The sequence below is a fragment of the Streptomyces sp. NPDC059037 genome (genome assembly GCF_042740015.1).
Classification (GTDB): Bacteria; Actinomycetota; Actinomycetes; order Streptomycetales; family Streptomycetaceae; genus Streptomyces.
Genome location: NZ_JBHYIG010000179.1, coordinates 1,629 through 20,405 on the forward strand (window position 1 = coordinate 1,629; position 18,777 = coordinate 20,405).

The 18,777-nt window shown below is 71.8% G+C and carries 16 protein-coding genes; 9 read left to right on the forward strand and 7 right to left on the reverse strand.

Annotation, left to right across the window (positions count from 1 at the left end; all coding sequences use genetic code 11):
- Positions 1-387 (forward strand): electron transfer flavoprotein subunit alpha/FixB family protein (locus ACFWY6_RS29930; RefSeq protein WP_384696771.1); only part of this gene is annotated, 387 nt, incomplete at its 5' end.
- Positions 388-450: 63 nt separating this feature from the next.
- On the opposite strand, the gene ACFWY6_RS29935 is transcribed toward ACFWY6_RS29930, so the two are convergent.
- On the reverse strand, positions 451-1,383 hold the full coding sequence (locus tag ACFWY6_RS29935; protein ID WP_384696774.1) for a hypothetical protein: 933 nt from the start codon (positions 1,381-1,383) through the stop codon (positions 451-453).
- Positions 1,383-1,709, reverse strand: a complete 327-nt coding sequence (locus tag ACFWY6_RS29940; protein ID WP_384696777.1) for a hypothetical protein — start codon at positions 1,707-1,709, stop codon at positions 1,383-1,385. The genes ACFWY6_RS29935 and ACFWY6_RS29940 overlap by 1 nt, the downstream gene beginning before the upstream one ends.
- Positions 1,710-1,887: 178 nt before the next feature.
- Here ACFWY6_RS29940 and ACFWY6_RS29945 point away from each other — a divergent pair, with 178 nt between their 5' ends.
- Positions 1,888-5,178 carry a CHAT domain-containing protein gene (locus tag ACFWY6_RS29945; protein WP_384696780.1) on the forward strand — a complete coding sequence of 1,097 codons (3,291 nt, stop codon included), beginning with the start codon at positions 1,888-1,890 and terminating at the stop codon, positions 5,176-5,178.
- Between the two features lie 4 nt (positions 5,179-5,182).
- Here ACFWY6_RS29945 and ACFWY6_RS29950 read toward each other — a convergent pair whose 3' ends face one another.
- Positions 5,183-6,607, reverse strand: a complete 1,425-nt coding sequence (locus ACFWY6_RS29950; protein WP_384696783.1) for a dihydrolipoyl dehydrogenase family protein — start codon at positions 6,605-6,607, stop codon at positions 5,183-5,185.
- 142 nt (positions 6,608-6,749) lie between these two features.
- Here ACFWY6_RS29950 and trxA point away from each other — a divergent pair, with 142 nt between their 5' ends.
- Entirely contained in the window at positions 6,750-7,139 is a 390-nt protein-coding gene (gene trxA, locus ACFWY6_RS29955; protein ID WP_135336227.1) for a thioredoxin, read from the forward strand.
- A gap of 22 nt (positions 7,140-7,161) precedes the next feature.
- Here trxA and ACFWY6_RS29960 read toward each other — a convergent pair whose 3' ends face one another.
- Entirely contained in the window at positions 7,162-8,247 is a 1,086-nt protein-coding gene (locus ACFWY6_RS29960) for a LacI family DNA-binding transcriptional regulator (RefSeq protein WP_384696786.1), read from the reverse strand.
- Between the two features lie 181 nt (positions 8,248-8,428).
- On the opposite strand from ACFWY6_RS29960, the gene ACFWY6_RS29965 reads away from it, so the two are divergent.
- Entirely contained in the window at positions 8,429-9,835 is a 1,407-nt protein-coding gene (locus ACFWY6_RS29965; protein ID WP_384696789.1) for an amidase, read from the forward strand.
- Here ACFWY6_RS29965 and ACFWY6_RS29970 read toward each other — a convergent pair.
- Positions 9,832-10,899 (reverse strand): glycosyl hydrolase family 18 protein, encoded by a 1,068-nt coding sequence (locus tag ACFWY6_RS29970; protein ID WP_384696792.1) that lies wholly within the window; start codon positions 10,897-10,899, stop codon positions 9,832-9,834. The two genes, ACFWY6_RS29965 and ACFWY6_RS29970, sit on opposite strands and share 4 nt — an antisense overlap.
- A gap of 71 nt (positions 10,900-10,970) precedes the next feature.
- On the opposite strand from ACFWY6_RS29970, the gene ACFWY6_RS29975 reads away from it, so the two are divergent.
- A complete protein-coding gene (locus ACFWY6_RS29975; protein ID WP_384696795.1) occupies positions 10,971-11,468 on the forward strand; it encodes a type II toxin-antitoxin system PemK/MazF family toxin in 498 nt (165 codons plus the stop codon).
- Positions 11,469-11,557: 89 nt separating this feature from the next.
- On the opposite strand, the gene ACFWY6_RS29980 is transcribed toward ACFWY6_RS29975, so the two are convergent.
- The gene (locus ACFWY6_RS29980) at positions 11,558-12,400 is read right to left on the reverse strand and encodes a TIGR02452 family protein (RefSeq protein ID WP_384696797.1); all 843 of its coding nucleotides are present in this window, start codon (positions 12,398-12,400) and stop codon (positions 11,558-11,560) included.
- Positions 12,401-12,647: 247 nt separating this feature from the next.
- Here ACFWY6_RS29980 and egtA point away from each other — a divergent pair, with 247 nt between their 5' ends.
- Genes egtA through egtD form a run of 4 tightly spaced genes read left to right on the forward strand, consistent with a single transcriptional unit; the run spans position 12,648 to position 17,060 of the window.
- A complete protein-coding gene (egtA, locus tag ACFWY6_RS29985; RefSeq protein ID WP_384696800.1) occupies positions 12,648-13,997 on the forward strand; it encodes an ergothioneine biosynthesis glutamate--cysteine ligase EgtA in 1,350 nt (449 codons plus the stop codon).
- Positions 13,994-15,346, forward strand: coding sequence for an ergothioneine biosynthesis protein EgtB (gene egtB, locus ACFWY6_RS29990; RefSeq protein ID WP_384696802.1), 1,353 nt, complete (start codon positions 13,994-13,996; stop codon positions 15,344-15,346). Before egtA ends, egtB begins: the two co-directional genes overlap by 4 nt.
- On the forward strand, positions 15,346-16,101 hold the full coding sequence (gene egtC, locus ACFWY6_RS29995; RefSeq protein ID WP_384696805.1) for an ergothioneine biosynthesis protein EgtC: 756 nt from the start codon (positions 15,346-15,348) through the stop codon (positions 16,099-16,101). The genes egtB and egtC overlap by 1 nt, the downstream gene beginning before the upstream one ends.
- Positions 16,098-17,060: an L-histidine N(alpha)-methyltransferase gene (gene egtD / locus ACFWY6_RS30000; protein WP_384696808.1), complete on the forward strand. Its 963-nt coding sequence runs from the start codon at positions 16,098-16,100 to the stop codon at positions 17,058-17,060. The genes egtC and egtD overlap by 4 nt, the downstream gene beginning before the upstream one ends.
- A gap of 208 nt (positions 17,061-17,268) precedes the next feature.
- Here egtD and ACFWY6_RS30005 read toward each other — a convergent pair whose 3' ends face one another.
- Positions 17,269-18,513, reverse strand: a complete 1,245-nt coding sequence (locus tag ACFWY6_RS30005; protein WP_384696811.1) for an extracellular solute-binding protein — start codon at positions 18,511-18,513, stop codon at positions 17,269-17,271.
- Positions 18,514-18,777 lie beyond the last annotated feature (264 nt).

The window sequence follows — 18,777 nt, forward strand, 5'->3', positions numbered from 1 at the left end:
GGGCGTCCGGAGCTGACCGAGGCCGCGATCGTGGTCTCCGGTGGCCGTGGCGTCAACGGGGCGGAGAACTTCGCGATCATCGAGGCGCTGGCCGACAGTCTGGGTGCGGCGGTGGGTGCCTCGCGTGCCGCGGTGGACGCGGGCTGGTATCCGCACTCCAACCAGGTCGGCCAGACCGGCAAGAGTGTCTCGCCGCAGCTGTACATCGCCTCGGGTATCTCGGGGGCGATCCAGCACCGGGCGGGTATGCAGACCTCGAAGACGATCGTGGCGATCAACAAGGACGCCGAGGCCCCGATCTTCGACCTCGTCGACTACGGCGTGGTCGGCGACCTCTTCGACGTCGTGCCCGCCCTCACCGAAGAGGTCAAGACCCGCAAGGGCTGACCTTCTTGAGCAGACCGAGGCCCTCACCCCCGCACCACACACGGGGGCGAGGGCCTCGCCGCGTCACAGCGGCGGGCGTGGCAGTCGGGCGCGCAGGCAGTGCGTGAGGATCCGGCCGAGGCCTTGGTCGAGCGGCCCCGCATGGTCGATGCCGAGGCGTTGGGCCAGCTCGATGGCGTACACGCGGGTGGTGGCCTCAAGGAGCTGCGCATAAGTGTCCGTGGCGGTGCGGATGCGGTGGCGGGCGGCGACGGCAAGGACGAGGGCGAGGGGAGCGGCGGGCCACCACCAGAGGATCAGGACCGCGTAGAGAACCGCCCAAGCAGCCAGCGTCATGGCCCTGGACAGAGCGGCGCGGGCAGCCGTGAGCTCACCGCGGACCGCGTCCGGCAGGGCGAGCCAGAGGTGCGGCCAGACGGTGGCCAGGTCCAGGTGGTGTTCGCGGTCGAGACGGAGGGCCGCGCCATGGATCCGGTCGCCGCTCCAAGTGGGCCGATCAGGCCGCTCCACCGCAATCCGGTTCCGGTCGCGGACCGCCCAGTGCCGCGCCTCGGGATCGGGCCGGTCGGCGGCGTCGGGGGCTCTTGCCCGCTGGTACTCGGTGTGCCAGGTCGCGTGCGCGGCGTCCCATCGCCGCCGTCGACGGTGGACCCAGCGGTGGGCGAGAGCGGCCAGAGGGCGTGGCCAGGAGCGCCACCCGGCGGCCAGAACGAACCGCTCGAAGAGCGTGCCGAAGCCCTGGGCGGCCACGCCGATCGCCGCGGCTCCTGCCAGCACGGCGGCCAAGACGACGACCTGTCCACCGAGGGTCGTCACGGCCGGCGCCTCGGCATAACTGGTGATCTTGTCGGTGAGTCGGCCCAGGTCCAGGGCGTGCGCATGGCCAAGGTCGACCGCCGCCGCGGCCACCGCCACGTACAACGCCCCCGGCAGCACCAGCAGGGAAAGCCACCGCTCGGCAAGCCTCTTGCCGAGTTCACCCAACAGCACGCCCATCAGTCGAGATACTCGCGCGGCAGCTCCTGCCCGCTGATCGAACAGCGCGGCGGGAACTGCGGGGCATCGGATTCATCCCACCCGCTGCACACCCGCAACGGGCACCGGTACACGATCTCCAGACTCTCCACCCCCACCGCATCGAGACCGCGATGGCCGGCTTGCCCGTACACCCCCAGTGCATCGCCCGCGGCCTGAACGGCCGCATGCACCGCGTCCAGCAGGTCGGTGACGTCCTGTCCGGCCCGGACGGCGGCCAACAGCCGTTGCAGAGGCGCCGAAGCCTCGCTTCCCCCGGCCCCCAGAGTGCCGTGGATTTCGTCCAAGTGGCCGCATACGTAAGCCACTCCGGCCGCGACTCGGTCTGACGTCGTCATCCTGCCCCCGTCATCAGATTGCCCCCGTCATCCGTGTGGGTACAGCGTGGCAAGGCCTGGCACCCTGGGCAATCACCCAACTAGCCTGGTACGAAAGGCACTTCGCCGCAGGCAGGGGGCGGGGCAGATGGACGCCGACGAGTCGCTCAGCGTTGCCCCGGGTGCGGATCCGCGCGCCGACCTGCAGCAGTCCGTGGCGGGACAGTTGGAGCGGGTGGAGGCGACGCGGGATCCGGCGTCAGCCCTGGCACCCGAGGCGTATGAGGAGGCGCGCAAGCTCGCCGCCTTGTTGCGGGACGACGACGAGGATCTGTGGTCCCGGTATTTGCTGGGCTGGCTGCACTGGTACCGCTACTTGGCCTTACCCGAGGGCCTGGACCAGGAGGACCTGCGGACCGCGGTCGCGATGCTCACCCCGTGCTTCACCGCCGGCATCGCTCCGGATCGGCTGCCCGAGCCGTTGGTGCCCACTCTTGCCGATGAGATGGTCCCCTATGCCCTCTCCATGTTCGAGCACGCGCTCACCTTGGCCGATGCCCACTCGATCAGCACGGTTGTCGCGCTCTGGCGACACCTCTTGACCGGTGTCCCCGCCGACAGCCCCGAACGGGCCGGCTGGCTGTGCAACCTCGGGGTCGCACTGCGGGTCCGGTTCCAGCGCACCGGGGCACAGGCCGACCTGGACGAGGCGGTACACCTGGGCCGAGAGGCAGTGGACACCGCCTTGGCCGAGCACCCCGAACGGGCCAAGTGGCTGACCAATTGCGCGGCCACCCTGATGCTCAGATTCGAGCAGACCGGAGCAGAAGCCGACCTCGACGAGGCAGTGCGCCTGGGCCGGGAAGCGGTGGACACCACCCCGGCCGACCACCCCGAACGAGCCGGAATCCTGTCCAGCGTCGGGAGCTCCCTCCGCATCCGGTTCGAGCGGACCGGAGCACGAGCCGACCTGGACGAAGCAGCACACCTGGGCCGAAAGGCAGTCGATGCCACCCCGGCCGACCACCCCCAACGAGCGGGCTGGCTTTCCAACCTGACGGCCACCCTGATGCGCCGGTTCGAACACACCGGAACGCAGGCCGACCTGGACGAGGCAGCACGCCTGGGCCGCGAGACGGTGGACACCGCCCCGGCCGACGCCCCCGAACGAGCCGCCTGGCTTTCCAACTTCGGAGTCGTCCTGCGAACCCGGTTCATGCAGCTCGGGGCAGCAGCCGACCTGGACGAGGCCATCACCCAGTACGAGGAGGCGGTGGCCGCCACACCCGCCGAGCGCCACGCACGGGCGGCGTACCTGTCCAACCTCGGCAACGCCCTGCAGGACCGGTTTGTGCAGGACGGAGCACGAGCCGACCTGGATGAGGCCATCACCAGGTTCGAGGAGGCGGTGGCCGTCGCACCCGCCGGCCACGCCGACCGGCCGAGGTGGCTCACCAATCTCGGTCGTGCCCTGCAGCGCCGGTTCGACCAGAGCCGAGCACAGAACGACCTGAACGAGGCCGTCCGCATCAACCGGGAGGCGGTCTCCGGCACACCTGCCGACCACATCGAACGTGCGACATACCTGTTCGACCTCGGCAATGCCCTGCAGCGCCGGTTCACGCAGGACGGAGCAGAAACCGACCTGAGCGAGGCGATCGACGCGTACCAAGAGGCGGTGGACCTCGAGGTGGCACCGCCGTCGATTCGGGTGTGGGCCGCCCGCGCGGCGAGTGCGCTCGCCGTGGGATCCGAGCCCGGCCGGGCTGCGGGCCTGCTGGGGCAGGCAGTGCGGTTGCTGCCCGAGGTGGCACCACGTCAGCTGGAGCGGGCGGACCAGCAGTACGCCCTGGGAGGTTTCGCCGGGCTTGCAGCCGATGCGGCCGCGCTGGCGCTGGCGGACCCCGACAGACCTGCGGGCGAACGAGCGCCCTTGGCGTTGCGGCTGCTTGAGACGGGGCGAGCGGTCCTGCTCGGCCAGGCGCTGGAGTCCCGCGGTGATCTCACCGAGCTCACCCGGCAACGCCCCGACCTGGCTGCCCACTTCATCCGGCTGCGGGACCAACTCGACCAGCCCTACGCCACATTCACCGCCGATCCCGACGGCGACCCCGCCGCTCTCCTCCTCGATCCGGGGCGAGCCACGCGGAACCGGCGGCACTTGGCGGAGGACTGGGTTGCTCTGCTGGCCGAGATCCACGCCTTGCCCGGGTTCGAGTCCTTCGCCCTGCCGCCCACTGCCGACGAACTTCTGGCCCAGGCCGCCGAGGGGCCGGTCGTCGTGTTCAACGTCAGCAGATACCGCAGCGACGCTCTGCTCCTGACCGCGGACGGCATCACCTGCCTGCCGCTTCCGGGCCTGCCCATCGACGTGGTGGCAAGCCAAGTCACTGCCTTTCATCAGGCCCTGGGAATCGCCGGCCGCCACGACCGCACCGCGCAGGACCGCAGAGCCGCTCAACAGCAGGTGTCACAGATCCTTCGGTGGCTGTGGGACAACGCCGCCTTCCCCGTTCTGGATGCCCTTGGCCACCATGCCGCGCCCGCGCCGGACCAGGTGTGGCCCCGGATTTGGTGGGTGCCCGGTGGACTGCTCGGCTTGCTGCCCGTTCACGCTGCGGGCCACCACACCTCGCCGCCCGACCCTGCCGCCCGAGCGGTGATGGACCGGGTCGTGTCCTCGTACACCCCCACGATCGGCGCTCTGCGGTATGCCCGACGCCACCCTCCCTCCACTGACCTGACAGCATCCGGGCGCGCGGCGATCGTGGCGATGCCCACCACTCCCGGACTGCCCGGCCGGCTGCACCATGTGCTCGACGAGGCCCGCAAAGTCGCCGCCCACCTGCCCGAATCGGCCCTTCTCGTCGAACCCGACCCCACGCTCCCGGGTCCCCCCGACGATGCCGCCCTCTCCCCCTCCGCCTCTGCCGCCACGAGCACCTTGCCGACCAAGGACAACGTTCTCGGCCTGCTGGGTACCTGCTCGATTGCACACTTTGCCTGCCACGGCGTCAGCGATGCCACCGACCCCTCGCACAGCCGTCTACTGGTCCACGACCACGACAGCGCCCCGCTCACTGTCGCGGCTCTTGCTCCCGTCCGCCTCGACCACGTCCAACTGGCCTACCTGTCAGCCTGCGAAACCGCCGTGACCATCCACACTCAACTCCGCGACGAGGCCATCAACCTGGCCACAGCCTTCCAACTTGCCGGGTACCCGCACGTCATCGGCACCCTGTGGGCCATCAACGACTACCGCGCCGTCCAGATCGCTGACGCCTTCTACGCCGCTCTCACCTCCGTTCCGGTCAACGGTCGCCTCGCCCTCGATGCCGGCCGGGCAGCGGACGCCCTGCACCACGCCATCCGCACAGTTCGCCAGATGCTGCCCGCCGCCCCCTCTCTCTGGGCCGCTCACCTTCACGCCGGCGCATAAGTGGCTAACCGCGATACGTCTCCAGCAGCCGCAGCCACACCTCACTCACCGTCGGATACGCCGGAACCGCATGCCACAAGCGGTCGATCGGGACCTCGCCCGCGATCGCGACCGTCGCCGAATGGATGAGCTCGCCGACGCCGGGGCCCACGAACGTGACGCCGAGCAGGATCTCGCGGTCCAGGTCGACGATCATGCGGGCGCGGCCCTCGTAGCCGTCCGCGTAGAGGCCTGCGCCCGCCACCCCCGCGATGTCGTGGTCGACGGCGCGCACCCGGTGGCCCGCCGCCTCCGCCTCCGCGAGGGTGAGGCCCGCCGACGCCGCCTCGGGGTCGGTGAAGACCACCTGCGGGACGGCCGCGTGGTCGGCGGTCGCGGAGTGGGCGCCCCAGCGGTCGGTCTCCAGGAGGGGGACGCCCTGCGCGCGGGCGGTGATCGCGGCGCCCGCGATGCGCGCCTGGTACTTGCCCTGGTGGGTGAGGAGCGCACGGTGGTTGGCGTCGCCCACCGCGTAGAGCCAGTCGCTGCCCTGCACCCGCAGGCTCTCGTCGACCGGCAGCCACGAGCCCGGCTCCAGGCCGATCGTCTCCAGGCCCAGGTCGTCGGTGCGCGGGGCGCGGCCCGTGGCGAAGAGGATCTCGTCGGCCTCGACCGTGCCGCCGTCGGAGAGGGTCGCCGTGACCGTGCCGTTCTCGCGCCGCACGGCCGTGACGGAGACGCCGGTGCGGATCTGCGCGCCCGCCTCCGTCAGCGCCTTGGTGACCAGTTCCCCGGCGAACGGCTCCATGCGCGGCAGCAGCCCTTCGCCCCGTACGAGCATCGTGACCTGCGCGCCGAGTGCCTGCCAGGCGGTGGCCATCTCGACGGCGACGACGCCTCCGCCGACCACCGCGAGCCGGCCGGGCACATGGTCGGCGCTGGTGGCCTCGCGGCTCGTCCAGGGCTTCACATCGGCGAGTCCCGGCAGGTCGGGCAGTGCGGCGCGGGTGCCGGCGCAGATCGCCACGGCGTGGCGCGCGGTGAGCGTCTCGTGGGGCCCGTCGGGGTCCGTGACGGTCACCTGGCGGGTGCCGGAGATACGGCCGTGGCCGCGGTAGAGGTCCACTCCGATGCTGTCCAGCCAGCCGACCTGGCCGTCGTCCTTCCAGTGGGATGCGTAGTCGTCCCGGTGCGCGAGGACCGCCGCCGCGTCCAGCGGGCCCTGCACCGATTGCCGCAGCCCCGGCACCTTGCGCGCGTCCGAGCGGGCGATCACGGGCCGCAGCAGCGCCTTGCTCGGCATACAGGCCCAGTACGAGCATTCGCCCCCGACGAGTTCGCTCTCCACCACCGCCACGCTCAGGCCCGCGGCACGGACCCGGTCCGCGACGTTCTCCCCCACGGGACCAGCGCCCAGGACCACTACGTCGTACGCCTTCGATTCCGTCATGGAAGCCAGTGTGGTGCCAGGTGTGCGACGTGGCCACATGGGTACGCGCGCGGAGCGGCACCGGTGCGCGGATGGAATACGTCCGCGGGCGGGGCCGTTGTGCAAGGCGGCTTCACCCGATACCAGGAAGAGGGAACTAACCATGAGCAGCACGACTGTGGAGCTCACCAAGGAGAACTTCGACCAGATGGTCACGGACAACGAATTTGTCCTGATCGATTTCTGGGCGTCCTGGTGCGGTCCGTGCCGGTCGTTCGCGCCCGTCTACGAGAAGGCCGCCGAGGCCAACCCCGACCTGGTCTTCGGGAAGGTGGACACGGAGGCGCAGCCCGAGCTCGCGCAGGCCTTCGGCATCCAGTCGATTCCCACGCTGATGATCGTCCGTGACCAGGTGGCCGTGTTCGCGCAGCCCGGCGCGCTCCCCGAGGCGGCCCTCGAGGACGTCATCGGTCAGGCCAGGAAGCTGGACATGGACGAGGTCCGCAAGTCCGTCGCCGAGGAGCAGGCCAAGGCCGAGGCGCAGGACCAGTAAGGAACGACCGCAGGCGAAAGGGTCAGCTGGACTCGCGGTGCACTGCCGTCGCGCCGAGCACGTCGTGCACCTCGGGTTCCATGCCGGGGTCACGCACGACCCGGTCGACCAGCTCCGCGAGTTTCTGTCCTGACGGAAGCTCGATGCGGACCGTGCTGAGCCGGGGCCGCAGGAGCCTGCCGAGCATCAGGTCGTCGGAGCCGATGAGCGCCGTCTCGTCGGGCACGGCGACCCCCTCGTCCTGGAGCGCCCGCATCAGCAGCATCGCGTACTCGTCGTTGTACGTGAACACTCCGTCGATCCCCAGCTCCCGCCAGCCCGCCGCGAGCCGGGCCGCCGCATCCTCCGTGTAGGCGAGGGGCAGCTCGGTGAGCGTGGCGTCCGTGCCGTGCAGCGCGCGGCGGATGCCTTCGACGCGCGGCCGTGAGAAGGGTTCGAGGCCCCGCTCCTCCGGGACCACGACGCCGATGCGCCGGCTGCCGCGCTCCAGGAGGTGCGTGGCGGCGCACCGGCCCACCAGGCGCTGGTCCATGAGCAGGGCGTGCGCACCCTCGGCGCGCTGCGGGCCGAGCGTGAAGACGGCCTTGGCGCCCGACCGCTTCAGGACGCTCACGCCGCGCGCCCCGAGCGCAGACGCGTCGGGCGCGAGGACCGCGACGGGGCGCAGCTCCGCCCAGGCGCGGGCCGCGTCCTCGCCGGTCAGGCCGAGGCTGCCGTACTGCACGACGGTGTAGTCGAATCGGCTGAGCGCCCACTGCAGTTCGTTGAAGAACTCGCTGAACAGCGGGCCCACCGGGATCTGCGGCGTCGGCATCAGGACGACCCGGGTGTGCCCCGCGCGCAGGCTGCGGGCCGCGGCGTGCGGGACGTATCCCAGTTCCTTGGCGGCCGCGTGGACGCGGCGGCGGGTGGGTTCGCTGATGCGGACGGCGCTGGTGTTGTTGAGGACGTACGAGACGGTCGCGCGCGAGACTCCCGCCAGACGCGCGACGTCGGCGCTTGTCGGCACGGAGCTCGGTACTGAGTTCGACTCCGAGTTGGTCACTGAGTTCGGCACGGATTGCTGCGTGGGCTGCTGCGTGGGCTGCTGATTAGGTATCTGCACCATGACGCCGCTCATCTTTCCAGACCGTCACGGGGCGCCCCCAGGCGGGCGTCCGGGCGCTGTGGGCGGACGTCGGGGCGCTTGGCGGTGGCGTGCGCGGCGTGAACTTCCCTGCTCTCGTTCCGCGTTGGCCTACCGGCCGGTAGCGTGCGTTCACCTGCCCACCGATCAAAGGTGCCCCCACATGACTGCCGACCGTGCCGACGGCCTGGAGCGGACCGCCCGTGCGCTGGCCGCCGGAGAAGTGACCTCGCGTGCGCTGACCGAGCGGACGCTGGCCCGGATCGAGGCGTCCCAGCCGGTGCTCAACGCCTTCAAGCTGGTCCGCGCCGAGGCCGCGCTCGCCGAAGCGGACGCCGCCGACCAGGAGTTGGCGGCGGGCGGTCCCGGTCTTCCGCCGCTCCTCGGCGTGCCGCTCGCCGTGAAGGACGACACCGACATCGCGGGCGAGCCGACCGCGTTCGGCTGCCGCGGTGACTTCCCTCCGAAGAAGGAGGACGCGGAGTCGGTGCGCCGGCTGCGGGCCGCCGGCGCGGTGATCGTCGGCAAGACCAACACCTGCGAGCTCGGCCAGTGGCCGTTCACCGAAGGGCCCGGCTTCGGCGACACCCGCAATCCCTGGCACACCGGCCACACCCCCGGCGGGTCGTCCGGCGGTTCGGCGGCCGCGGTCGCCGCCGGACTCGTCCCTGCCGCGCTCGGCTCGGACGGGGCGGGCTCGGTGCGCATCCCGGCCGCCTGGACGCATCTCGTGGGCATCAAACCGCAGCGCGGCCGGATCTCGACCTGGCCGTGGCCGGAGGCCTTCAACGGCATCACCGTCAACGGCCCGCTCGCCAGGACCGTCGCCGACGCGGCGCTGCTCCTGGACGCGGCGAGCGGCAACCACGAGGGCGACCTGCACAAGCCGCCGGCCATCAGCGCCGTCGACGCGGCGACCCGTGAGCCGGGCCGCCTGCGGATCGCGCTCTCGCTGCGCATGCCGTTCACCGCGACGCCCAAGCGGCTCGATCCGGTGGTGCGGCGCAAGGTCATCGTCCTCGCGGACCGGCTGGCCGCGCTGGGGCACGACGTCGAGGAGGCCGACCCGCGCTACGGCCAGATCGGCCTCGACTTCGTGCCGCGCGCCACGGCGGGCATCACCGACTGGGTCCGCGAGGTCCCCGACCCCCGGCTGCTCGACCCGCGCACCAAGGAGGCCGCCCGCCTCGGCCGCCTGCTCGGCGGTGCGCCGCTGCGCCTTGCCCGGCGCGCCGAGGCCGCCCTGCACCGCCGTGTCGGCGCGGTCTTCTCGACGTACGACGTGGTCATCACGCCCACCACCGCCACGCCCCCGCCCCGGATCGGCACCCTGGCGAAGCTGAGCGGCTGGCGCACCGACCAGGCGATGATCGCCGCCTGCCCCTACGCCTGGACGTGGAACGTCCTGGGCTGGCCGGGCGTCAACGTGCCCGCCGGGCGGGTGGACGACGGGCTTCCGGTGGGCGCGCAGCTGCTCGGCCCGGCGGGCAGCGAGCCGCTCCTGGTGTCGCTTGCCGCGCAGTTGGAGGCGGACCAGCGCTGGTACGAGCAGTGGCCCGCCGTGGCCTAAGCGGTGGCCAGCGTGCCCCACAGCGCCGGGTCCTCGAAGCCGAGGGCCCACAGGACGGTGTGGCGTACGCCGTACTTCCGCAGGACGGGCAGATGGGCGGCCGTGCCGCGCGCGTCCTGGTACCAGACGGTGCGGCGCCCGCCACCGTCGTTGTACGTGAAGTGCGGCGTGCTCGACGCGGGATCGAGGCGGTAGGGCGCCCCGACCTTGCGGCGCAGGGCCTCCGCCTCTTTCCAGGTGACGTGCCGGGCGCGGTCGCGGCTGCCCTCGCCCCAGTCCCAGCCGTAGCCGGGCAGGCCCATCTCCAGCTTGCGGGCGGGGACTTCGGCGGTGGCGCGGCGCAGGATCTCCTCGTACCAGGCGGGTGAGGAGAGCGGTCCGGGCGATCCCGCCGCCCAGTGCTGGTCGTACGCCATGATGCGCAACCGGTCGGCGGCGGCGCCCAGTCGGCGGTAGTCCCAGACGCGGCCGCTGATCCGTGTCTTGGGCGAGACGGTGACCACGCACTGTTTCCGCAGGGCGTGCAGCCGGGCGCACAGGTCGGTGACCAGCGTCGCGTACCCGGAACTCACCTGCTTGTAGTCGGCGTCCCCGGTGGCCGCGATGGTCTCGTAGTCCAGGTCGAGCCCGTCGTACGAGCGGCTGCGGACGACACCCAGCAGCGCGTCGATGTGCCGCGCGCGGCGGTTCTCGTCGGTGACGACGGAGGCGAGCTCGCCGCGCTCCATCCTCTCCATGACGGTCGGCACGACCTTGATGCCCGCCTTGTGGAGTCCGTCGATGACGCGGCGCTCCCCCGCTCCGGTGTGGCCCACCACGTCCCCGGCCGGCTGTGTGCGGTACCAGAAGGGGCTGACCGTGTGCAGTTGGGCGGCGTGGCGCAAGGCGTCCTGGTACGCGGCTTTCTGGTCCCAGTAGGGCAGCCACGCGGAGACGGTGCGCGGCGGGGGTGCGATGGGGGCGGCGGGGGCGGGCGGTGGCGGGAGAGCCGGGGCAAGTGCCGTGCCGCACAGGGCGAGGACGGCGATGAGCCGCGCGCGGTGCAGGTGTCGAGGTGGCGCCATGGACCGAGCCTGCGGGTCATCGGGCGGACCCGCCCTGCGGGTTGGGCCAGACAGGCTCTACGGTGGCCCGCGTGACTGCCGACACCGAAGAACCGCAGATGTCCGCGAACCCGGGCCGCACGGGCCGCACCGCGACCACCGAGGTCGAGCCTGCCGAGGTGGGGCGGGTACAGACGACGTACGCGCCCGCCCATGACGGCGACCCCGACCCCGGCGAGATCGTGTGGACGTGGGTCCCCTACGAGGAGAACGACGGGCGCGGCAAGGACCGCCCCGTCCTCGTCGTCGCCCGCGAGGACCGGGGCACGCTGCTCGCCGTGCAGCTTTCCAGCAAGCGGCATGACGGCGACTGGGATGGGGTCTCCCCTGCTCGAGCGAAGCCGAGAGCTTGGGGAAGGGTGCCGATCGGCAGCGGGCCGTGGGACCGTACGGGCCGCGAATCCTGGGTCGACATCGACCGGGTGCTCCGGGTGCACGAGAAGGGCATGCGGCGCGAGGCGTGCGCCATCGACCGGATGCGGTTCAACCTGGTCGTGCGGCGGCTCCAGGAGCGGTACGGCTGGCGCTGAACCGCTGTGGCCGGCGCTTGAGCTGCTACGGGCGGCGCTGAGCCGCCGTCGCCGGCGCTGAACCGCTACGGCCCGCGCAGAACCGCTCGCTACGGCCGGCGCTGAGCCGCCATGTCCGCGAACGCCCGCTCGAAGGCGGACCGCGTCACCGCGCCGCGCGTGCGGTCGAGCACGCCGAAGACGATGTGCTCGAAGGCCCCGTGGAACCGGCCGCCCTCGTCGAGCTGGACGCGGAAGGCGGCCGCCACGTCCACCGGGTCGTTCTGGAAGACCCCGCAGCCCCACGCGCCGAGCACGAGCCGCCGGTAGCCGCAGGCCAGCGCGGTCTCCAGGACCCGTTCGGCGCGGCCGAGCAGGGCGTCGGGCAGCTGCCCCGCGCGCTCAGGTGTCTGCCGTCCGACGACTCCCGCGTTCGGCGCCGCCGAGGTCAGGAAGCCCACGGTGTACGCCTCGTCGAGCAGCCGCCCGCGGTCGTCCCGGAAGACCGGGACGGCCGGGGAGTGGATGACGCGGTCGCTGTAGAACGGATCGCGGTGGGCCCGGTGGTGGTCGTAGAACTCCCGGGCCGACCGCACGCACGTGTACAGCGCGGAGGCACGGCACAGCGCCTCCTCCTGGGCCTGGGCCCCGTTCAGATAGCCGCCGCCGGGATTGCGCGCGGAGGAGAAGTTCAGGACGGCCACCGGGGTGTCTTCCCTGGTGGCGAGCCTGTGCGCTGCCTCCAAGCTGCTCTCCGCTGTGACCTCGATTACCGTGGAGGTCGGCTCGGGCAGCGTCACGCGCACCGCGGCGGGCCCGAACATCCGCGTGCCGGAGCGCGCGGCGTCCACCGCACGCGCGATCACCACGTCGCGGCCACCGGCAGTGACATACCGGCCCGCCGCGACGATCTCCTCGGTCTGCTGCGCGATCCCGCGCAGGCGGGCACTCATACCCGCTCCCCCGTCCTGTCCCCCGACTCGTACATGAACGCATGGTGAGCGGTTCGCATCGTCCGCCGCAACAGAATTCCCTGGCGTCGACTCGACCCCAGGGGCACTCTTGTGCGAACGGCCGACAAGGTCTTGGGTAGGACGGAGCGTGCCGGCTCAAGACCAACTCGGTCCACCCCACATCGAGTTGACCGGGGTGGTCCGCAACCGCCGGACCAGGCGGAACTGTGAACAGGAGGACCCCTGCATGCCCGAGGGCGACTGTACGACCTACCGCGCGAAGTACGGCACCGCGGTATCCGAAGCCGAGGCGGAGGCGCTGGTCAGCGGCATCTGCTTCAAGACCGGACCGCCTCGCGCCACCGGTGTCGAACTGGAATGGCTGATCCACGAGCCGCACCGGCTCCGAACGCCCGTGTCCACCGCCCGCCTCGAAGCGGCGTACGCCGCACTGCGGGCCCTGCCCCTGCACTCCCAGATCACCGTCGAACCAGGTGGCCAGCTAGAGCTCAGCTCGCTCCCCGCCGCCTCGCTCATGGAGTGCGTATCGGCCGTGTCGGCCGATCTGTCCGTCGTACGCGACCGACTGCAATCCCTGAATCTGACCCTCACCGGCATCGGCGCCGATCCATGGCGCCCGCCGAACCGCATCCTGCACCGTCCGCGCTATGACGCCATGGAGAGCTATCTCGACCGCGCGGGCCCCGCCGGCCGGCGCATGATGTGCTCCACCGCGTCCGTGCAGATCTGCCTGGACGCGGGGCACGAGGAGCCGGGACCGCTCGGCTACGGGCGGCGCTGGCGGCTCGCGCATCTCCTTGGCGCCGTACTCGTCGCCGCGTTCGCCAACTCGCCGCTCCAGGAAGGCCGTGCCACCGGCTGGCGGTCCACCCGGCAGGCCGTGTGGGCCGCCATCGACCCGGGGACGTCCGCCGCGCCGCCGATGGACGCGGAGCCGCGGGCAGCCTGGACGCGGCACGCCCTGGACGCGCCGGTGATGTTCGTCAGGGCGCAGCAGGCCGACGCCGCCTGGGCCGTCCCGGAAGGGCTGACCTTCCGCGCCTGGGCGCGTTCGGGCACACCGCGCCCGCCCACCCGTGAGGACCTCGACTACCACCTGACCACCCTCTTCCCGCCCGTACGCCCGCGCGGCCACCTGGAGCTGCGGATGGTCGACGCCCAGCCGGGCGATGACGGCTGGATCGTGCCGCTCGCCGTGACGAGCGCGCTGTTCGACGATCCGCAGGCGGCCGAGACCGCGTACCGCACGGTCAAGCCGCTGGCCGAGCGCGCCTGCCCGCCCGGCGCCCCCGCGGCGCCGCGCAGCCCGCTGTATCTGGACGCCGCCCGGCACGGGCTCGCCGATCCCGAGCTGCGCGAGGCCGCGGCGGCCTGTTTCGCCGCCGCCGTCGACGCGCTGCCCCGGATGGGCGCGAGCACGACCGTGCGGGACGCGGTGGCCGGGTACGCCGAGCGTTATGTCGCCCGGGGCCGCTGCCCGGCCGACGACGTGCTCGACCGGCACCGTGCGCAGGCGCACGACCGCGACCATGAGCCCGTTACCGAGAACGAGCACGAGAAGGGCAGCCTCCGATGACCGGAACCGTCAGCGACCCCGATTCCCTTCGGGAGCGCGCCCTGGCGGCGCTGCTCGCCGCCCGGGACCGCACCTCGCTCCTGACCACATGTGTCGAGGACCCCGAACTGACCGCGCAGCACTCGCCGTTGATGTCGCCGCTGGTCTGGGACCTCGCGCACATCGGCAACCAGGAGGAGCTGTGGCTGCTGCGGGCGGTGGCCGGCCGTGACGCCATGCGGCCGGAGATCGACGGTCTGTACGACGCCTTCGAGCATCCCCGCGCCGAACGGCCGACCCTGCCGCTGCTCGCCCCCGCCGAGGCCCGCCGTTACGCGGCCGAGGTGCGCGGGCGCGCCCTTGACGTCCTGGAGAGCACGCCGTTCCGCGGCTCGCCGCTGACCGACGCGGGCTTCGCGTTCGGCATGATCGCGCAGCATGAACAGCAGCACGACGAGACGATGCTGATCACCCATCAGCTGCGCTCGGGGCCGACGGCGCTCACCGCTCCCGATCCCGCTCCCGCGCCGCCGTTCACCGGTCCTTCCGAAGTCCTCGTCCCCGGCGGCCCGTTCACGATGGGCACGTCCACCGAACCGTGGGCGCTGGACAACGAACGTCCGGCGCACCACCGCCTCGTCCCGCCGTTCTTCATCGACACGACGCCGGTGACCAACGCCGAGTTCCAGCGCTTCATCGCCGACGGCGGCTACACGGACGAGCGCTGGTGGGCCCCCGCGGGCTGGGACATGGTCCGGGGCAACAAGCTCTCGGCGCCGCTGTTCTGGCGCCGCGACGCGGGGCAGTGGCTGCGCCGCCACTTCGGGACGGTGGAGGCCGTGCCGCCCGACGAGCCGGTCCTGCACGTCAGTTGGTACGAGGCGGACGCGTACGCCCGCTGGGCCGGCCGGCGGCTGCCCAGCGAGGTGGAGTGGGAGAAGGCCGCCCGGCACGACCCGGCGTCAGGACGGTCCATGCGCTACCCGTGGGGCGACGCGGACCCCACGCCCGAGCGCGCCAACCTGGGCCAGCGGCACCTGCGGCCGGCTCCGGCGGGCAGCTATCCGGCCGGTGAATCGCCGCTCGGCGTACGCCAGTTGATCGGCGACGTGTGGGAGTGGACGTCGAGCGACTTCCTGCCCTATCCGGGTTTCGCCGCCTTCCCCTACCGCGAGTACTCGGACGTGTTCTTCGGCGGTGACTACAAGGTGCTGCGGGGCGGTGCGTTCTCCGTGGACGAGGTGGCCTGCCGGGGCACGTTCCGCAACTGGGACCATCCGGTGCGGCGGCAGATCTTCTCCGGATTCCGCACGGCTCGCGACGCGGGTCCGTCCGGGACCGGGCCCAGCGGCCCGGCGGAGGCCGTCTGATGTGCCGTCACCTCGCTTACCTGGGACCCCAGGAGCCGCTGGGCAAGCTCCTGGTGGAGCCCGAGCACAGCCTGTTCCGCCAGTCGTGGGCGCCCCGGCAGCAGCGCTACGGCACGGTCAACGCCGATGGATTCGGGGTGGGCTGGTACGCCGACGGCGATCCCGAGCCCGCCCGCTACCGCCGTGCCGGGCCGATCTGGGGCGACCGGTCCTTCGCGGACCTCGCCCGGGTCGTACGGTCCGGTGCCCTGCTCGCCGCGGTGCGGGACGCGACCGTGGCGGGCGCCGACGGGGAAGCGGCGGCGGCGCCGTTCGCCGCCGGAGCCTGGCTGTTCAGCCACAACGGCGCGGTGGCGGGCTGGCCACGCTCTCTCGGACCGCTCACCTCGGGCCTGCCGCCCGCCGAGCTGCTCTCGATGGAGGCGCGCTGCGATTCCGCGCTGGTGTGGGCGCTCGTCCTGCACCGGCTGCGCGGCGGTGACGACGAGGGACAGGCCCTCGCGGACACCGTGACCGAGGTGGCCGAGGCGGCCCCCGGATCACGTCTCAACCTTCTCCTCACCAACGGCGAGACGATCGCGGCGACCGCCTGGGGCGACACCCTCTGGTATCTCACCGAACCGGGCCGCCGCACCGTCGTGGCCTCCGAGCCCTACGACGACGATCCGCACTGGCGTCAGGTCCCCGACCGCACGCTGCTCGCCGCGAGCCGTACCGATGTCCTGCTGACCCCGCTCAAGGAGCCCACCGCGTGAGCCCGTTCCTGCTGACCCGCACCCTGCCCGAGGACGCCACGGACGCCGCCCTGCGCGCCGACGTCCTGCAAGGCCTCACCCGTACGCCCAAGACGCTTCCTCCCAAGTGGTTCTACGACGCACGCGGCAGCGCCCTGTTCGACGAGATCACCACACTCCCCGAGTACTACCCGACGCGCGCCGAGCGGGAGATCCTGCAGACACGCGCCGCGGAGATCGCCGCCGTGACGGACGCGCGCACCCTCATCGAGCTGGGCTCGGGCTCGTCGGAGAAGACCCGTCACCTCATCGACGCGCTGCCCTCGCTGCACACGTACGTCCCGGTGGACGTCAGCGAGAGCGCGCTGACCGGCGCCGCGAACACGCTCCTCGCCTCGCGCCCGGCACTCGACGTACACGCCCTGATCGCCGACTTCACCCGCGGCCTCGCCCTGCCGGGCACGCCGGGCCCGCGTCTGGTGGCCTTCCTCGGCGGCACCATCGGCAATCTGCTGCCGGCCGAACGCGCCGCCTTCCTCACGTCGGTACGTGCCCTGCTCTCCCCTGGTGACGCGCTGCTGCTCGGCACGGACCTGGTGAAGGACGAGTCGGTGCTCGTCTCCGCGTACGACGACGGGGCGGGCGTCACGGCCGCCTTCAACAAGAACGTCCTGACCGTCATCAACCGCGAACTGGGCGCCGACTTCGACCCCGACGCGTTCTCGCACGTCGCCGTCTGGGACCGCGAGCACGAGTGGATCGAGATGCGGCTGCGGTCGCGGGCCACGCAGACGGTGAAGATCCCGGCGCTCGACCTGGCGGTCGACTTCGAGCGGCACGAGGAGATGCGGACGGAGGTCTCTGCGAAGTTCCGGGAGGACGGGGTGCGGGCGGAACTGTCCGCGGCGGACCTGAAGCTGACGCATTGGTGGACGGATGAGAGGGGGCGCTTCGCGTTGTCGTTGAGCGTGGCGCGGTAGGTCTTTCCCTTCCCCAACCCCACCTTTCCCGCCCACCCACCCGATTGCCCCGTAGCCTTTCAGCCCGTCGAGGGGGTCCCCCTTGCTCTTCAAGAGCTTGGGGGAGTTTGAGGACGAACTCGGCGAAGCCGGTGATCTGCGGCCACCTCGCGGCCGGCGCAGCCGGAAAGTCTCGGGAAGGGGCGGGGTTGGGGAAAGAGAACGCCCCTCACGGCCCGCTCACGTCCAGTTCCTTGGTGATCCGGCGGGAAGCCACCCCCGCCTCCACCGCCGCCTCACCCCCGCCCAGCACCTTCGACATGTACGCCTTGATGGGATTGTCCGCCTCCACCGCTGCCCACTTCGGGGAGGCCGGAGTCGCCCGCCCCCGCGCCGCCCCCGCGGCCATCGCCGCGACCCCCGGCTCATCCGACACGGCAGAGGCAAGCGTCGTCTTGTTCGGCACGTAGTTCATGGTCCGGGCAAGCTCCGTCTGCCACTTCTTCCCGGCGAGCGCCTCGATCACGGCGACCGCACCCTTGCGGTCACCGGTCTTGCCGCGCACCACGAGATCGGACCCACCGGTGAAGACGGCCCCCGGCTTGCCCGCCGTCTTCCCGGGGATGGGGAAGTAGCCGAGCTTCCCCTTCAGCTTCGGATTCTTCTCCTCGATCGCCCGCACCGTCCCCGGCACGGCGACGATCTGCGCCACGTCACCCCGCGCGAACACCCCGGCCTGCGGCGGATGCTCCTCGTCCGCGTCGCGGGGGCCCGAACCCAGCGCCTGGAGCTGCCGGTAGAACTCCATGCCCCGCAGCGCCGCGGGCGAGTGCAGGCTGCCCCGCCACACCCCGTTCGTCTCCTTGGCCAGGTCACCGCCCTCGTCCCAGATGAACCCCGACAGGGTGTACCAGTCCTGGCCCGCCAGGTAGATCCCCTGATTTCCCCCGGAGTTGAGCCGCTGCGTATCCGTGAGCCACTGCGCCCGCGTCTTCGGCGGCTGCTCGATCCCGGCCTGCGCGAAGAGGTCCTTGTTGTAGATGACGACGCGGTTGGCGGCGTACCAGGGCACGCCGTACTGACTGCCGTTGTACCGCCCCGGCTCGGCCAGACCCGGCAGCCAGTCCTTCATGCCGAGATCGCGCGCGGACTCCAGGGTGAGGTCATGGAGCCCGCCCTCGTCGACGTACTGAGCGACCTGCGTGTTGCCGACCTCGATCACGTCCGGGCCGTCCTCGGCCTTCAGCGCGGCCTTGACCTTGTCGCCGATGCCGGTCCATTCCTGGATACGTATCTCCAGGTCGATGTCGCCGTGCTGCTGCTCGAAGTCCTCGGTGAACCGCTTGATGAAATCCGCCGAAGCGCTGTCCTTCATGAACCACACGGTGATGGTCCGCTGCTCCTCGTCCCCGCCGGGCAGGACGCCGCATCCGGGGAGCAGCGCGGTGGCGGCGAGGACGAGGGACAGGGACATGGCGGTGCGGCGGAGCGGTTTCACGTCGGTCACTTTCTGCCTGCGGACAGGGGAAGGTCGGCCCGACGTGGGGGTGAGCTCCAGGCTCGAACGGGTATGGCTGGATTTTGGTCTGTACCAATGGGTCGGTCAAGGGGGTCACGGCACCGGGATCTGCCGATTAACGGTCGGGGCGCCCCCAGGCGCCCCCCCCAGTGTTCCGGGGCGCTCTAACCGCCCGGGGGCCGCGGAGGGAAGAGAGGGGCCGCCCCCGCGGAGCTGGCC